The sequence below is a fragment of the Microcoleus sp. C2D2 genome (assembly GCF_036702495.1).
Taxonomy (GTDB): domain Bacteria; phylum Cyanobacteriota; class Cyanobacteriia; order Cyanobacteriales; family Microcoleaceae; genus Microcoleus.
The window spans coordinates 15438-30833 of sequence record NZ_JAUBTO010000060.1 but is presented as its reverse complement, the minus strand read 5'-3'; the positions used below and the strand labels follow the sequence as shown (position 1 = coordinate 30833).

General features: G+C 46.7%; 17 protein-coding genes. 9 read left to right on the top strand and 8 right to left on the bottom strand.

Annotation, left to right across the window (positions count from 1 at the left end; genetic code table 11):
* Positions 1-232: 232 nt before the first annotated feature.
* The 4 genes from apcA (at position 233) to QUB61_RS19765 (ending at position 3360) form a co-directional block, all read left to right on the top strand.
* Positions 233-718 carry an allophycocyanin subunit alpha gene (apcA, locus tag QUB61_RS19780; RefSeq protein ID WP_015176901.1) on the top strand — a complete coding sequence of 162 codons (486 nt, stop codon included), beginning with the start codon at positions 233-235 and terminating at the stop codon, positions 716-718.
* Between the two features lie 177 nt (positions 719-895).
* Positions 896-1381 carry an allophycocyanin subunit beta gene (gene apcB / locus QUB61_RS19775; protein WP_006634930.1) on the top strand — a complete coding sequence of 162 codons (486 nt, stop codon included), beginning with the start codon at positions 896-898 and terminating at the stop codon, positions 1379-1381.
* 258 nt (positions 1382-1639) lie between these two features.
* Complete coding sequence (locus QUB61_RS19770) at positions 1640-1843, top strand: phycobilisome linker polypeptide (protein WP_006634929.1); 204 nt, start codon at positions 1640-1642, stop codon at positions 1841-1843.
* 296 nt (positions 1844-2139) lie between these two features.
* Positions 2140-3360: an FtsW/RodA/SpoVE family cell cycle protein gene (locus QUB61_RS19765; protein WP_333131845.1), complete on the top strand. Its 1221-nt coding sequence runs from the start codon at positions 2140-2142 to the stop codon at positions 3358-3360.
* 435 nt (positions 3361-3795) lie between these two features.
* Here the strand turns inward: QUB61_RS19765 and QUB61_RS19760 are convergent, their stop codons facing one another.
* Together QUB61_RS19760 and QUB61_RS19755 are read right to left on the bottom strand one after the other, a co-directional pair.
* Positions 3796-4014: a hypothetical protein gene (locus QUB61_RS19760; RefSeq protein ID WP_333131844.1), complete on the bottom strand. Its 219-nt coding sequence runs from the start codon at positions 4012-4014 to the stop codon at positions 3796-3798.
* A 60-nt stretch (positions 4015-4074) separates the two neighbouring features.
* Positions 4075-4728: a Crp/Fnr family transcriptional regulator gene (locus tag QUB61_RS19755; RefSeq protein WP_333131842.1), complete on the bottom strand. Its 654-nt coding sequence runs from the start codon at positions 4726-4728 to the stop codon at positions 4075-4077.
* A gap of 587 nt (positions 4729-5315) precedes the next feature.
* Between QUB61_RS19755 and hslO the strand changes: the two genes are divergently transcribed.
* From hslO to QUB61_RS19740, 3 genes are all read left to right on the top strand, one after another.
* Complete coding sequence (hslO, locus tag QUB61_RS19750; protein WP_333131840.1) at positions 5316-6215, top strand: Hsp33 family molecular chaperone HslO; 900 nt, start codon at positions 5316-5318, stop codon at positions 6213-6215.
* A gap of 246 nt (positions 6216-6461) precedes the next feature.
* Entirely contained in the window at positions 6462-8525 is a 2064-nt protein-coding gene (locus tag QUB61_RS19745) for a hypothetical protein (RefSeq protein WP_333131838.1), read from the top strand.
* Between the two features lie 230 nt (positions 8526-8755).
* Entirely contained in the window at positions 8756-9115 is a 360-nt protein-coding gene (locus tag QUB61_RS19740; protein WP_333131836.1) for an ester cyclase, read from the top strand.
* 660 nt (positions 9116-9775) lie between these two features.
* Here the strand turns inward: QUB61_RS19740 and QUB61_RS19735 are convergent.
* The 5 genes from QUB61_RS19735 to QUB61_RS19715 all read right to left on the bottom strand — a co-directional run bounded on the left by QUB61_RS19735 (position 9776) and on the right by QUB61_RS19715 (position 12667).
* Positions 9776-10165 (bottom strand): hypothetical protein, encoded by a 390-nt coding sequence (locus tag QUB61_RS19735; RefSeq protein WP_333131872.1) that lies wholly within the window; start codon positions 10163-10165, stop codon positions 9776-9778.
* A gap of 145 nt (positions 10166-10310) precedes the next feature.
* Positions 10311-10673, bottom strand: a complete 363-nt coding sequence (locus tag QUB61_RS19730; protein ID WP_333131834.1) for a tRNA(His) guanylyltransferase Thg1 family protein — start codon at positions 10671-10673, stop codon at positions 10311-10313.
* Positions 10654-10998 (bottom strand): AAA family ATPase, encoded by a 345-nt coding sequence (locus tag QUB61_RS19725; protein WP_333131870.1) that lies wholly within the window; start codon positions 10996-10998, stop codon positions 10654-10656. The genes QUB61_RS19730 and QUB61_RS19725 overlap by 20 nt, the downstream gene beginning before the upstream one ends.
* A 147-nt stretch (positions 10999-11145) precedes the next feature.
* Complete coding sequence (locus tag QUB61_RS19720; RefSeq protein WP_333131832.1) at positions 11146-11619, bottom strand: TspO/MBR family protein; 474 nt, start codon at positions 11617-11619, stop codon at positions 11146-11148.
* Between the two features lie 466 nt (positions 11620-12085).
* Positions 12086-12667, bottom strand: a complete 582-nt coding sequence (locus tag QUB61_RS19715; protein WP_333131830.1) for a hypothetical protein — start codon at positions 12665-12667, stop codon at positions 12086-12088.
* A gap of 369 nt (positions 12668-13036) precedes the next feature.
* On the opposite strand from QUB61_RS19715, the gene QUB61_RS19710 reads away from it, so the two are divergent.
* A complete protein-coding gene (locus tag QUB61_RS19710) occupies positions 13037-13351 on the top strand; it encodes a zinc ribbon domain-containing protein (protein WP_333131828.1) in 315 nt (104 codons plus the stop codon).
* 149 nt (positions 13352-13500) lie between these two features.
* Here QUB61_RS19710 and QUB61_RS19705 read toward each other — a convergent pair whose 3' ends face one another.
* The gene (locus QUB61_RS19705; RefSeq protein ID WP_333131826.1) at positions 13501-14385 is read right to left on the bottom strand and encodes a DUF1232 domain-containing protein; all 885 of its coding nucleotides are present in this window, start codon (positions 14383-14385) and stop codon (positions 13501-13503) included.
* Positions 14386-14464: 79 nt separating this feature from the next.
* Between QUB61_RS19705 and QUB61_RS19700 the strand changes: the two genes are divergently transcribed.
* Complete coding sequence (locus QUB61_RS19700; RefSeq protein ID WP_333131824.1) at positions 14465-15289, top strand: NAD-dependent epimerase/dehydratase family protein; 825 nt, start codon at positions 14465-14467, stop codon at positions 15287-15289.
* Positions 15290-15396 lie beyond the last annotated feature (107 nt).

Below are 15396 nucleotides of genomic sequence, written 5' to 3'. Positions count from 1 at the left end.
GCGACAGGCTTAGTGCAGGCACTCATAAGCGCACCGGCGTGAAGAACAAGCGCCGTTAAACAGCGAAGGCAGCCTCCGGTCAACAACTTTAACAGTTGCTGACTGTGGAAAGTCCAGCCTTCCCCGTCAAAGCTCCTGCCTGAGCATGAAAGGTAAGGGATGCAAGCGCCCCCCGTCGCTAGCTCAGCGCGGAGCAGTTCGTATAGCAAAATATCCAGCGGGTACACACAAGATGAGTATCGTCACCAAATCAATCGTCAACGCAGACGCCGAAGCTCGCTACTTGAGCCCAGGTGAATTAGATCGGATCAAGAGCTTTGTCACCTCTGGTGAACGCCGCGTCCGCATCGCCCAAATTTTGAGCGAATCCCGCGAACGCATCGTCAAGGCAGCAGGCGACCAACTTTTCCAAAAGCGCCCTGATGTTGTTTCTCCCGGCGGCAACGCTTACGGCGAAGAAATGACCGCAACTTGCTTGCGCGACCTAGACTACTACCTGCGTTTGATCACCTACGGAATCGTAGCTGGCGACATTACTCCGATCGAAGAAATCGGTATTGTCGGCGTCCGCGAAATGTACAAATCTCTCGGCACCCCGATTGAAGCCGTCGCCGAAGGCGTTCGCGCTATGAAAAGTGCAGCAAGTTCGCTGCTGTCTGGAGAAGATGCTTCCGAAGCTTCCTCTTACTTCGACTACGTTATCGGTGCGATGCAGTAAGGAATTTCGATTTTAGATTTTCGATTTTAGATTGAAGAATTGGGCGTTACTGGTAACAAGCTAAAAGCTTTTGCAGATAAAGGGCCACTTAAAAATCTTAAAATCCCAAATCCCAAATCCCAAATTCTAGCTCCAAAATTGGACTGACTCAGCCACTTTCTAGGAAACAAGACAACCATGCAAGACGCAATTACCGCCGTTATCAATTCCTCTGACGTTCAAGGTAAGTACCTCGACATCAGCGCTCTAGACAAGCTCAAGAACTACTTTGCTTCTGGCGAACTGCGCGTCCGCGCCGCTACAGCCATCAGCGCCAATGCAGCTACAATCGTCAAAGAAGCAGTGGCTAAGTCTCTGTTGTACTCTGACGTAACTCGTCCCGGCGGCAATATGTACACCACTCGTCGTTATGCAGCTTGCATCCGCGACTTGGATTACTACCTGCGCTACGCCACCTACGCCATGCTAGCTGGCGACCCTTCCATCCTCGATGAGCGCGTGCTCAACGGTTTGAAAGAAACCTACAACTCCTTGGGCGTGCCCATCGGTTCTACCGTACAAGCAATCCAAGCAATGAAAGAAGTCACCGCTGGTTTGGTCGGTTCTGACGCTGGTAAAGAAATGGGCGTCTATTTCGACTACATCTGCTCTGGCTTGAGCTAAGACTCAGGAAGAAGGAAGAAGGAAGAAGGAAGAAGAAAGAAGGAATAACATTTATTTCTTGCTTCTTTTAACTTTTAACTTGTTACCTTTGGCTTTGAAAAGAGGTCAGGGAAGTTGAGAGTGATTGCTAGACCGTCAAAGGCTGGTCGAGAAAGCCCGACGAGTTTTAACGAGCTAGTTTTGACTCCTAACTCCCTGCCTTCAATCTTTAAAAAATCCATCTAATAATCTGTAAACCTACTCAGGAGTTAGTTTCCCATGAGAATGTTTAAGGTGACTGCTTGCGTCCCAAGTCAAACTCGCATCCGCACTCAGCGCGAATTGCAAAATACCTATTTTACTAAGCTGGTTCCCTACGATAACTGGTTCCGGGAACAGCAAAGAATTATGAAAATGGGCGGCAGAATTATTAAAGTGCAACTGGCTACCGGTAAGCCCGGAGCTAATACAGGTTTACTTTAAGATCCGAAGCTGGATTAATAGAGGGGTAAGAGGTCGCGATGACCTCTTTTTTGTTTGTTATGATTTTAGCTAATAACTATAAGACTTATGTACTTGTTGTCCTCAGCCCGGTTTCGTCGTAAATTTCTCGTTGCTAACCCAAGCTTTGGCTTAGAAACCGGGTTGATAGCTGTAATTCTTAAACTATAGCGGTTTTCAAGCGTGGTGAGGTATGCTCTATGCCCTATGCCCTATGCCCTATGCCCTATGCCCTATGCACGTCGGAACATGTTACGCTCGAAAGGCTATAATGACTGATGGCTAATGACATTCGACGCTTCATTCCATTTTTTGACCCCAGCGCCTCTCAATGGGCTGCTGAGGCTCGGTGGCTGAGGTGGCTGACTTTTCTGTGGCTGTTTGTCGGGCTCACAGCACTGTTTTCGGCTTCCTATCCCATTGCAAATTCAGAATTTGGAGACGGCCTTTATTATTTTAAACGACAGCTAATCGCAGTCGCGATCGGGCTGGCCGGTTTTAACTTGATGGTATACTCCCCCCTGCGCTACCTGCTGAAAACAGCTCAGTTAGGCGTCCTGTTGCTGCTGGGATTGCTCTGGTTGACCTTAGTTCCGGGAGTGGGAACCACCATCAACGGGGCCACTCGCTGGATATCTCTGGGCCCGGTTCCGATTATTCAACCTTCTGAGTTGATCAAGCCATTTTTTGTTCTCCAAAGCGCCCGCATTTTCGGCAACTGGCCGCGGTTGACGAATAAAGTTCGCTTTACTTGGCTGGGAATTTTTGGCGCAATGCTGTTGGGAATTTTGTTGCAGCCGAATTTAAGCACCACGGCTTTGTGCGGGATGACTTTGTGGTTGGTGGCTTTGGCGGCGGGCTTGCCTTACTTGCAGTTGGGCGCAACGGCTGTGGGGGGAATGCTTTTAGCGGTTTTAAGTATTAGTTTTAGGGAATATCAGCGCCGCCGGATTATGTCTTTTCTCAATCCTTGGGCGGATCCGATGCAAGACGGCTATCAGTTGATTCAAAGTCTGCTGGCTGTCGGTTCTGGCGGCATTTGGGGTGTGGGTTTGGGGATGTCGCAGCAAAAGTTATTTTATTTGCCGATTCAGTACAGCGATTTTATTTTTGCTGTGTTTGCTGAGGAGTTTGGTTTGGTGGGAGGTTTCTCACTGTTGCTGATGTTGGCGGCCTACGGTACGGTGGCTTTGAGGGTGGCGACGCGGGCCCGGAATCTTGAGAGTCAGTTGGTGGCGATTGGGGTGATGGTGGTGATGGTGGGACAGTCGCTGCTGAATATTGGGGTGGCGACGGGGGTTTTACCGACTACGGGTTTGCCGCTGCCGTTTTTTAGTTACGGCGGTTCTTCGATGTTGGCGAGTTTGTTGTTGTCGGGGTTGCTGATTCGGGTGGCGAGGGAGAGCTCTGAGGCTGATGTGGTTTCTTTGGACCGCCTCCGTGGAAAGCCGGGAAAGCCTTCGCTGCGATCGAACAACGGCAATACACAAGTTGAGTGATTTGTCAATAGTAAACACACCCGATTAACTTCCAGGAGCTGCCTGGAAATACCCAGAGGAAGAGCCTCGATTCTTGCTGGGGCAAATTGGAGGCTCCGCCTTACCAGGCAGAGTCTGGTAACGAGTAATAGCTGTTGACACTCCTCGCCCTGAAGGCACGAGGATTCTTAAGACATTTCGATCTTAATATCCCTAGTAATAGGGTTCCCAGGCTGACCACGGAAAGCACATAGGTGCGTAGTCATATCTCCTCAAAAATGTTTTGGGCGTAGACTTTCCCCCAGTCCGGGGGTAGGTTTTTAAATCAAGTCCGATCTGCTTATTCTACCATATTCATTTGTTTAGATGGATGTGTTATTTTACTTAAAAATGGAAAAACCCGTCCTACAAGGACGGGGTTTTAAACCCAATCTTCTGATAAAAACTAACTATCGACTATTTCCGGCCGTCACCCTTATTTGGCGGTTCTTCTTGTTGTTCTTGAGGTTTAGCTGCGATCTGAGTTAATTCTTTTTTGTCGGGTTGGGGTGTTTCTTGAGTTGAGTTAACCATTGCTTTATTTTTTAAGTAGATGCACCTGTTAATTATATCTTTTCCGGCTGCAAAGATATTGCTGTAGATAGCGGGAGGAAGAGCCAGACAAACAATTCTCATGCACTGAGATTTGATAGCTAATACTAGAAGAATTTATGTAGATGCAAATTGCTGTCGGTTCTATACTGCTTGAGGGTTGCAGCCAAACAAATCCGACGTGGACGCAAAAACACCTTTGTTAAGAATTAAATGCCGATCGCCATCTCGACTGATTAACCCTTGCTGCTGCAATTTTCCCAGCATTCGAGTTACTGTTACCCGCGTCGTGCAAATCGCATTAGCAATATCTTGATGCGTCAAGCGGATATTCAAACGAGTTCCCTCAACCACAGGCTGACCGAATTCCTGTTGCAATAATAGCAGTAGCTGATACAAACGGTCATCTACTCGCCGCTGTCCGGCGATCGCCAAAATTGCTTCCATTTGCCGCAGCCGCCGTACCATTTGAGGCAACAACTCGTGAGACAATTGAGGAGAAGCTTCGATTTCCACCATAGAATACCACATCAAATAAACATCTGATGTCGCCGTAGCTCGGTAAGTCTGCAAGCTTGTCAACCACAAACCGAAGCACATCGAAGGCCCAACCCAACCTAAAAGTCCTTCTTCCCCGTTTGGATAAAGCGTACTCAGTTGTGCTAGACCTTGACAGACTCGCCACAGGCCATGCGACATCATAGGAATGGTTTCGCCCTTGGCATAAAAATGCAAGTTTCGAGTCGCTCCTGTGTTATGCTGGATTTCCGCTAAAAGTGCTTTGGATGTTGGTGGCATATCCCTTATTTCCAGCTAAAAAATATTTGTCTGAGACCTACGCCTCTGACTCTATACGACAAAGGTAAAGGTTTGGTAATCGTCTGGTTAGCGACAAGATAAGCTTTTGTCATTAGTCATTAGTCATTAGTCATTAGTCATTAGTCATTAGTCATTAGTCATTAGTTTAGGATTTATGCCTCGGTAGTCATAAACCGGGTTTTTTAGATTAAATACACGGGCTTAAAAGCCTCTAGCTCGGTTGAAAAACCCGGTTTATTTCTTCGGAGTGCGTTCAGGACTATAGTTATTAGTTATTAGTGGTTATTTGTTAGTTGTTATAAAATGACTGAGAACACGGTGGATTGTGAAAAATAAAGGCACTCGTTGTTATGGGTTTTTCAAATAAATATTTGTGTTGAAGAATTCCTCAGAAGATTTGTTAATAAATAGTCGGTTAATCAAGGTTTTATAGAAAACAGAGGCGAGTTCAGAAGTTCGATCGCACGGACAGGCCCGCCGAGTCAACAGCTGCTATCTCCTGCCACAACCTTCAAGAACTTCTAAAATAGTTCAAGAAGGTATCAAAAGACAAAGTAAGGTTTTTCATGGCCGATCAATTAATTCGCGCTACAGCCGCAGAGGGCGGAATTCGCGCTGTAGGCGTCATTTCCACCCGCCTCACCGAAGAAGCAAGACAGCGGCACAAGCTCTCCTACGTGGCTACAGCCGCCCTCGGCCGCACGATGTCGGCGGGGCTGTTACTCGCCTCCAGCATGAAACGGCCAGAATCGAGAGTCAACATTCGCATCAAAGGAGATGGGCCGCTGGGCGGACTTCTGATTGATGCGGGACTTGATGGAACGGTTCGAGGTTATGTGGACAATCCCGAAGTGGAACTGCCGCCCAATGCTAAAGGCAAACTCGATGTCGGCGGAGCAATAGGTGACGGTTATTTGTACGTCGTGCGGGACGTTGGATACGGCTTCCCTTACTCAAGTACGGTAGAATTGGTGTCCGGCGAAATTGGCGACGATCTGAGTCACTATTTGGCAACCTCGGAGCAGACGCCTTCGGCTCTGGTTTTGGGGGTGTTTGTGGGGGCGGGCGGGGTACAAGCGTCTGGGGGTGTGCTGTTGCAAGTTCTCCCTAAGGCGGCAACGGACGAAAAATTGGTGCAAACTTTAGAATCTAGAGTGGCTGCACTGTCGGGCTTTACGCCGCTGCTGCGCTCGGGGAAAACGCTGCACGAGATTCTCGAACAGTTATTGGGAGATATGGGGCTGGAAATTTTCCCGGAAACTCAGATGGTGCGCTTTCACTGTGGCTGTTCGTTCGATCGAGTTTTGGGAGCTTTGAAACTGTTGGGCGAAGCGGAACTCCAAGACATGATAGAAAAAGATGGCGGGGCTGAGGCTACGTGCCATTTCTGCAACGAGGTTTACCAAGCTAGCAGCGATCAGCTTGCGGAACTGATCGGCGATTTGCGATCGAACTCCGGTTCTTGAGATAATAATTGGTAATTGGCAATCATGAGTGCGAGTTGGGGATAAAGGCCTTGACCAATTGCCAATTACCCATTATCAATTACCTAATCACAAAATTTTAATTTTTGCGATTTGGCGATTGCCTCTTGTAGTCTTTCGCCTGCAGGAGTATTTAAAAGTGATGAATACATTCTATAAAGCAGTCAATAGCAGCGATCGCTGTTTTGAAATAATTAAGACAGGCTGATTGTTGTTTGTGGTGAGGATATGAGTCAAGAGCGCAAAACACCAGACCGTTGGTCTGCATCAGAATCCTTGGAGTCAACAAAGGATACTTCGTCGCTGGTGAGGGTACCAGCAAGGAAAAACCGGGCTCAACGACTTAAAGAGCTCCGAGAGTTGGTTACTTCGGGAAAAATGCCGGGAGGGCATCTGGAACTACCGCCGAATTTGTCTGAGGAAAACTCGCAGCCGCCGGAGGAACACAATCAGTTGTGGCGGATCTGGTCGAAGAAGTGGCAGTTTTGGCTGGCGGTGAGTTTGATGCTGTCGGTGGGTATGGGGTTTGTGGCAATTGCGTCTTTGCTCAACCTGACCTCGCAGTCGAATTGCTCAAAGATTTTTTGGCCGACGGCTTCTGCTAACGATCGCTTTTTTTGTGCTCAACAAGCAGCAAGCAAGCGGACCGCGGATGATTTGCTGTTGGCGATCGAATTAGTGAATGCTTTGCCACAAGACCATCCGCTGCGGCCGAGAATTAACACTCAAATCGATCGGTGGTCAGAGGATCTTCTCAGGCTGGGAAATGTTAGTTTTCAAGAAGGAAAGCTGGAGGAGGCGATTGCGATAGCGAACAAAGTTCCTAGAAACGTTCCCGCTTACCCGACGGTGGAAAAGCAGATTGAAAAGTGGCAGTCGATATGGAGCGATGCAGAGAAAATTTACCGCACGGCAGAAGACCACTTGCGTCAGGAAGAGTGGACGCTGGCTTTCCGCCAAGCTACTCTGCTTTTGGATTTGGGAAATACTTTCTGGGAATCGGCTAAGTACGAGGAATTGACTAAGCTAATTCAGACGACTCGGGCTGAGGGCAATAAGTTGGTAAAAGCCCGGAATAAAGCAGCAGAGGGAGGTCTAGACAATCTGGTGATGGGGATTAAGCTGGCTCAGGGAATAGGTCAAAACAGTTATTTGTATCAAGCTGCCAATAAGGCGATCGCGGAATTTAGCAAGAAAATTATGGAGATCGCCCAAAAACGCTTGCAGGCTGGGGATTGGCAGGAGGCGATCGCGATCGCTAACAAGATTCCCGACACTGCAAATTTAAGGGAACAAGTTGAGGATTTTAACCAGTTGGCGAATGCTACTTCTCAGGCTTTGACTGGCTCTGTTGAGGGTTTTTCCAACGCGATCGAGATTGCTCAAAATTTGAAGTCGGGCCGCCCTTTGTACAAACAAGCTCAAGATTTAGTCGGCCGCTGGCAGCAAGAAATGGCTGATGTCAAAGTTTTGGATATGGCAAGCAGGCTGGCAGCGCCGGGAGGGGTAAAGGATTTGAGGGCTGCGATCGCGCAATTGGAAACAGTCCCGGAATCAAATCCCCGCTCCCAGGAAGCTCTCCGTCAAATTAGCAGCTTGAGCCGTCAAATCGAGCTGTTGGAAGACAGTCCGTTTCTGCAAAGAGCGAACGATTTGGCTCGGGAGGGCGATCCCAATTCTCTGGAGGCCGCCGTTGCTCAAGCTTCTCGGATCAGTAGAGGTAGGGCGCTTTACGGGGAAGCTCAAACCAAAATTCAAGCTTGGATCGACAGGAGACAGCGGCTTGTTGACCAGCCGTTTTTGGATAGAGCTCAGCAGCTAGCGGCGGGCGGCAATTTGGTGGGGGCAATTGAGATGGCGCGCCGGATTCGATCGGGACGGGTGCTTTATGAGGAAGCTCAATCGAACATTCGGACTTGGGAGGCTCAATTTGAGGGCGAGCAAGGTTTGGAGAGCGCCCGTCAGGCCGCCCGAGTGGGGACTGCGGACGCTCTGCAAAGGGCGATTGGGCTGGCTCTTCAGGTACCCGAGTCGAGTTCGCTCCGGTGGCAGGCGAGTGAGGCGATTGATGAGTGGAGCCAGCGGATTTTGGCGCTTGGTGTGGAACAGTCGTCGTCGGATCTGGCTGGGGCGATCGCAACTTTGAAGAAAATTCCCTCGGGCACTCGGGCTTTTGAGCAAGCTCGATCGCAAATCGAAGTTTGGGAGGAGTCCCTGAACCCTCCCGATGCTGAATCTCCCCCTCCCGAGCCCCCGGAAACAGAGGCACCTAGCAGGTCTCCAAGTCGGTAAATTTGAGGGTGAGAAGCCCAGGAGCAATACAGCATATTCCATGTATGTCTGGTACGCACAATCTTGTAGTAAGTAAGGTGCGTTGCCATCATCAAGAATCTGCAAGTTTCATTGAACCTGCGGCGGCAGCCACGCACCCTACATAACACGTACCACACAATAGATCTGCTACTGTACTTCATGAAGCTGGAATATGCTGTATTTTACTTATCTGTATTAGGGAACCAAAAATGAAAACGCCCAAGCAAGTGCTCCAAGACTGGGTTTCTGCTTATCACGACGATGCAGAGAACCATCAAGTTGCCTTTGGCGGTTCTCTAAACGGGCGTGAGGCATTGCTTGAAAGTTTAGTTACCTTCTTGCAAGCCTTTCGGGACAATTACACGCACGCTGAGAATCTGTTTGAGGATGGCGAGTGGACTGGTGGCGGCAAATTTCTAGGTGAGTTTGGTGGCAACCTACCAACTGGCAAAAGTTTTACCCTGCAAGGGTGTGGCTTCTTTCATGTTGTTGAGGGCAAAATCCATTTTCAACGCCGTTACATAGACAAGCACACTTGGTTCATGCAGCTTGGGTTACCGATATCTTGACACTCCCGGGCTATCAGGCGTGGGGATTCTTAATTCATCGACTGACCTTTAAGCACCATGTCAAGAGCGGCAGTCCTTAAACCTTTCAACCGTACAATAGTACAAATTGACGAGTCTAATTCACAGTAACCCCAGAGGGTCTATCTCCAAAAGCGTACTAGGATACAAGCCTAGAGTTTGGGTATGCCCTACCCTACTTAACAAATCAAGAAATTGTTTGTTTTTACTGGTTTAAGGATGCGTTAATCCTTTAGCTGTTTTAAGAGTTTTCGCCGCTCTGCGTCCCCCGGTTTATACCTAAAAGTGTGTCTTAACTGTTTCACGATGGTAAAGGAGTTTAACCTTGACTATTTTAGTATACTACAAATACCAGCAATTCCTGATTTTTAGGAAGGGATTTAAGAAATTAAAGCCGGCCACTGAAGAAGGGGTTTTAAACCCAATTTCCTGATAAGTTTCCAGTTGTGCAACTGTACAATTATTTCGCATCAAGTCTTTGCTGACTAAAACCTGCGTTGCAGGTAGATACTACCGAAAATAGGCTAACTCGCTTGCTCAACATTGGGCAGGGGTTAAACCCCCGTCTCACAGCTTGCATTCGGTTAAAACCCACTAAGAATTCATCAATTGCCACCGCATTTTACAACATCTCCTTAATGGTTAATCGCCAACATTTAAAAATTGGTTAATAAATTCTTTGTATTCATCTTTCACGGGCAAATCTTCATCGACTTTGAGTCGCCGCCGCACTGCCACAACTTCTTTGCCTTCGATCGGGTTATAACCGGGTTTATCGTATTTTTCCCAATACAATCCCGTTCCCCGGCGCTGCCAAGCCGGCAGTTCATTAAAGTTAATTCCGTTTTGAAACAGCAATTCGTTTTTGAAAGCCACCGATTGTTTCTCTAATATAACTGCTGCATTTTCACCCGTTTCGCCATTTTTTCGCAGCATCCAATAACTCCAGCCATTCAAAGCGCAGCGCGCTGCATCTGCTTGGCGCCATAGAAAATAATCTACTACTTGCGATTTGTTGGCTGCGGAACAAATGCGGCTGTCAAAACTGACCGAAAGCCTCCAGGATACAAGCCCCCGGATTCATCCGTGGAGAAAGAAAAAACGTGTATCCGAGAAACTTGCCCCCCGAATTTATCCGTGGGGTCAATGCTTCAATCTAAAATCTAAAATCTAAAATCTAAAATCGATTGACTGCTGTTTGGGCGGCGCGAGTGAAAGTTGCACTGGCAATACTGGCAGAAATAGAGACAATTTTTTCTAAGCTGCGGTCAAATAAATCCCAATCTGGAGGAAACAAAACTGAGATTTCGTCACTTTCGGTATAAGCGTAAATGCCATCTAGTTCTAACAGGAGCGCTTTGGCAGTTTCCACCATTAATTCGTGGAATTTTAAGTCGAAAGGCTTATCAAAACTTGAGGAAGTAAATTTGGAAAAGCTGCGACCGTCGGCGCGAATTATTGTGTGAGTGCCCGGCAATAAACGCAGGCTGTGAAAATATTCAAGCTCGCGCATTTTTTTTTCAAATGTCTGATTGTCCATGAATAACTTTCTCTGCGGGCCAGGTTTTTACTTCAAAGGTAAAGTTTTCTGCTATGCGGGCGGAAAACAGACGTTCAAACCCTTCGGCGTAACTGGGCAATACCATTTTTTTTAGAGTAGCATAAATTGCTATGTCTGGAACTTGAGATTTGCCCGATCGCTTTTGATTTCGAGCTAAACAGTCGCTGACTGTTGATTCAAAGTAGTAACCGATGATTTGGGCATTATAGGTGCGACCGATATCAATCAGCGGCTTGCGATCGAGAACTTCGGGATTGGTATTGTCAACAGCGACTGAATGACCTGCTGGCAGTGCATTTTCAATTAATTGAATTTGTCAGCGCGATTTATTTTTATTGTTTCGCATTAAATCTTTGCTGACCAAAACGTGCGTGGCAGCTAAACAGTCGCGGAAAAAAGTGCTTTTTCCCGATGCTTGCAATCCCATTAAAATGACTAATTCCCTGAGAGGCTAAACATCCGCCGGATTCAAATGCATCATTACCCAAGTGGTGTAAGTGCCGATCGGACTCCAAAGTATGTAAGGCAGCAATAACAGGGTGGCAGGCTCGGAAACTTGCAACACAGTTAAAGCTAGTATTACGCTTAAAATAGCGCCCGTTCCGCCGATTATTGTGCCGACTTTTAGGCTCCTAAGTCTGCACATAACCGACGTGTAAGACATAGTTACTATTTCTAAAAGCAGGTACAAACCCATTCTCAGCCAAGTCTCCTGAGTTCCTGGTTCTTTTTCCCAAACAATCACTGCTGACCAAGCTGCACAAATAAAAATTACTGTCCAAATTAGGGGAATTGCTCTTTCAAATACTAGCCATCTCGGACGCTGCAAGCGGTTGAACCATTGGATGTCGCTGGGCGGGATTATGTTAGTGGCTAGTGCTACTATCAAGGCGACGCCTCCAATTACCATCCAGGATTTAATCATTTTTTTACCTTGGGCGAGGTTGACAGGTTCAATTCAGCAAATATTATCTCTAATTTTGGCGATCGCGCCATCTGTCCCGAGTTATATTAGGTTGGGCTGATTCGCGAAACCCCACATCAGTTTAAAAGTTATTTAGACTTCTGGGAAACGTTAATTTATTCTCTTCAGTTACCCTTCATAATATAAAAAATGTGACCGAAAGCATCCAGGATACAAGCCCCCGGATTCATTCCTTCGCAGACTCAGGACCCAGAAATAAAAAACCTGTATCCGATAAACAAGCCGCCCAATTTATCTGTGGGGTCAATGCTTCAATTCTAAAATCTAAAATCTAAAATCTAAAATCTAAAATCGATTGACTCTTGCTCCCTCCCCTTGACTAGGGGAGGGTTCGGGTGGGCTTTTCAGTAAATTTGACCAGTAAATTTTACAAAAAGTCTCTTAGTCTTTCAAAAAAAATCGGCGACTAGCCGAGCCGATGATGCTGTTCTAATTCTAAACTAGAGTCATTCTCTTTTTTGGGAACCAGAAGCGTATTTTCGCTGCTCGGTTGTAACACAGCTTTAATCACTTGGAGAAAACGGTTAGGCTTTTTAGTTTGACCGTTGAGAGTGCGGCGGTCTTTCACTTTTTGAGAAAGGTGTCGCATCACAGATAAATCGAGTTCATCTATGAAATGGTCTGCGATACGTTCTCCCATTAAATCTATAGCTTCAGCATACTGATCTGTCAGCGTTTCTATGGCATCGTATGCTTCGTCAGCAACTTGACTTGCTACTGTTTTATTTTGGTCGCCTGATGTCTGGGAATGGGTGCGGCGCCGGTCTAAAAGACTTTGGTAGTCAGCAATGCTCATTCCCAAATTGTAAAGATGGTGGTGAGCGTGATCCATCAAATCTACTTCACTCGGATAGAAGAAACCGCGAGTGCTGTTGATGCCGTGCAGTTTTGCCCAACGCCGCAGAGTAGTCTCATCTTGCAGTTCGTATCGCTCCAACATTTGAGCTGTGTTCAGCTCTACTTCTGGCGTAACTTTGAAATCGCTCATCGGTAAATCCTCGCTGGTGAGTAAATAAATAAAATTGAAACTTAGAATCTGTGATTTGCGTACAGTCTGAAAATGACGATCGATCCTTTGACGGCATTCACGGAAGTCTTGCGGGCATTTGCTAGCGGTCGATCGTGCGATCGTTCGAGCGAGTCAGAGGATGTCAGGGTAGGGTAGTTTTGGGCTCTGTCTCGATCGCATCCGGGAGCAAGCACACTGGGTTAATAATATAGCTGATTTAAGGTTTCAACAACCGTTAAAAATAGTAAAGTTTGATTTTTGGGCTTGAATTTTTAGTAAGGTTGAGCTATAATATTCTCAATAACCGTGCAATTAGTAATTTTAGTAGTTGCAAACGAGATTCTTAGTATGCCTGTATACGATTATTTTTGTCCCAAAAACAACCAGCAGTTAGAAGTTTCGCACAGCATGAACCTGGAAGTTTCGACTTGGGGTCAACTGTGCGAGTTGGCTAAGTGCGAACCCGGGGAGACTCCCGCAGATGCTCCGGTACGTCGGCTGCTGAGCGCTCCGAGGTTGATGAAGCCGACATCCGACACCGATTATAAAAATTCGGGTTTCAGCAAGTATGTGAAGCGGGATGAAGGGGTTTATGAAAATGTCACGGCTAAGGATGGTGAAAGCCGTATTGTCAATCGAGATGGCAAGCCAATTAAAGACTGATAACCCACAATAATCAAGTTTTCAGTTTAGTGAATTACAGATATTGGGTAGGGACACGGCACTCACGTGTCTTGTATTTCATCCGATTGACAACTGCTATATTATTCCGATACAGACGGAAACAAAACGATCCGCCGGACATAATATTATTAGCTAAACCAATTTTTCATTTTTTGTTTGGCTTGTTCTTTAGTATCAGCATTAATGTATACTGAAACAGTAGCGATCGCCGCCAGCAATACTCCCAAATCGTCCGTAAATCCCATGCCGACTAATATATCGGGAATGGCATCGACAGGAGATATAAAATAGGTCAAAGCTCCAACTACAACTCCTTTTGCCCAAGCAGGCACGTTTGGGTTGTGAGCCGTATAGTAGAGAATCAAAGCTTTTTCAACTACTTCTCTTCCTGCGGTTAAAGCAAAGTTTTTAAGTTTAGTCCAAAAACTTTCATCGGAATAGTTGATTTGGGGGTTGCTGAGGTTTGTTGTGGTTCCTTTCCGGTCGATCAAATCGAGAGGAATCCCCTTAGTTTTAAGCTGGGAAACAGCCGACTTGAAAGATGCTGATGCCTGATTTTTATTAGGGGCTGCCTCCCGTATTTGTTTCAGGTCTGCGATGAATTCCTGCATGGCTTGGATTTGCAAGTCGGAAACCGCCAGCAGTTTTTTTGCGGATTGGATCGCCTCGCTTTCGGCGGGATGCAGCGTCTTATTTGCCCCAGCAATGTTAATTAAAAAATACATGACTCCCAAACGCAGCGGTTCTTCGGACTTGCTGAGTGTTTGCAAACAGTCGCTGAGTGATGGGGGACTGGCTGTGTAGGATTGGATTTGAGTCTTTGCAGAGTCAGAAAATTTGTCTAAATTTATGGTTTTAAACAACAAATCTAGTTCGTCAATATCAACGGAACCATCGGCGGCTGCGATCGCAAACAAAGAACCATAAAAAGCTAAAAGTTCGCTTTCTGAGGATGTGGCAAAAATATCTCTCTCGGACACGATGCTACTCCGATTGATAACGACGCTTTGCATTTTACCACAAAACTCAGCGCGCCATGATTTCAGAAACCGGCAATAATTTTAGAGAACATGACACAATGGAGAATTTTTTATGAAAGTTGCGATCGTCGGCTGCGGCTATGTGGGTACTGCGACAGCCAAACATTTACGCGGCAAATCTGATTGTACCGTGACGGCGACAACTACCACGGCGACGCGAGTAGTTGAGTTGGAGGGTGTCGCGCAGCGGGTAGCCGTGCTCAAAGGAAATGACAAAGATGCGATCGCCTCTGTACTGCAAGAACAAGATGCTGTTATGCTGTGCGTCGGTGCCCGAAATCCTCATACTTATCGGGAAAGTTATTTAGATACTGCGACAACTTTAGTATCGGTTTTACAGCAGATACCGACAGTAAAGCAGGTTATTTATACGGGTACTTATTCTGTGTATGGCGATCGCCAAGGTGAATTGGTAAATGAAGAATCACCCGTCGCGCCGGCTAATCCAAACAGTGAAATTATCGCAGAAACAGAACGGGTTTTATTAGCAGCATCTAGTCCCAATCTTCACGTCTGCATTCTCCGTTTGGGAGGAATTTATGGGCCTGGGCGAGAATTAGTTAAAATCTTTGGAGGCTGGGCTGGGAGCACTCGTCCAGGTAGGGGGAAAGATACTACTAATTGGGTGCATCGAGATGATATTGTTGGAGGGTTAACCTTTGCTTTGGAAAATCGATTGCAGGGAATTTATAATTTAGTCGGGGATGTGTCGCTATCGAGTCGCGAATTGCTCGATCGCATTTTTGAAACTCACAATCTGCCTCAAGTTTCTTGGGATGGAAGTCCTAGCGTGCGGCCTTATAATGCGAGGGTGTCGAATCAAAAGATTAAGGCGGCTGGTTATCAGTTTGTTCATCCTGAGATTAGGGAATTTTAATTTGGCTAATCTTTTTTTTGAACCGCAGATGTAGGCGGATAGACGCTGATGAACGCGGATGAAGAAAGAGCGATATTGATAGATTTAGATTTTTTCTTCATCTGCGT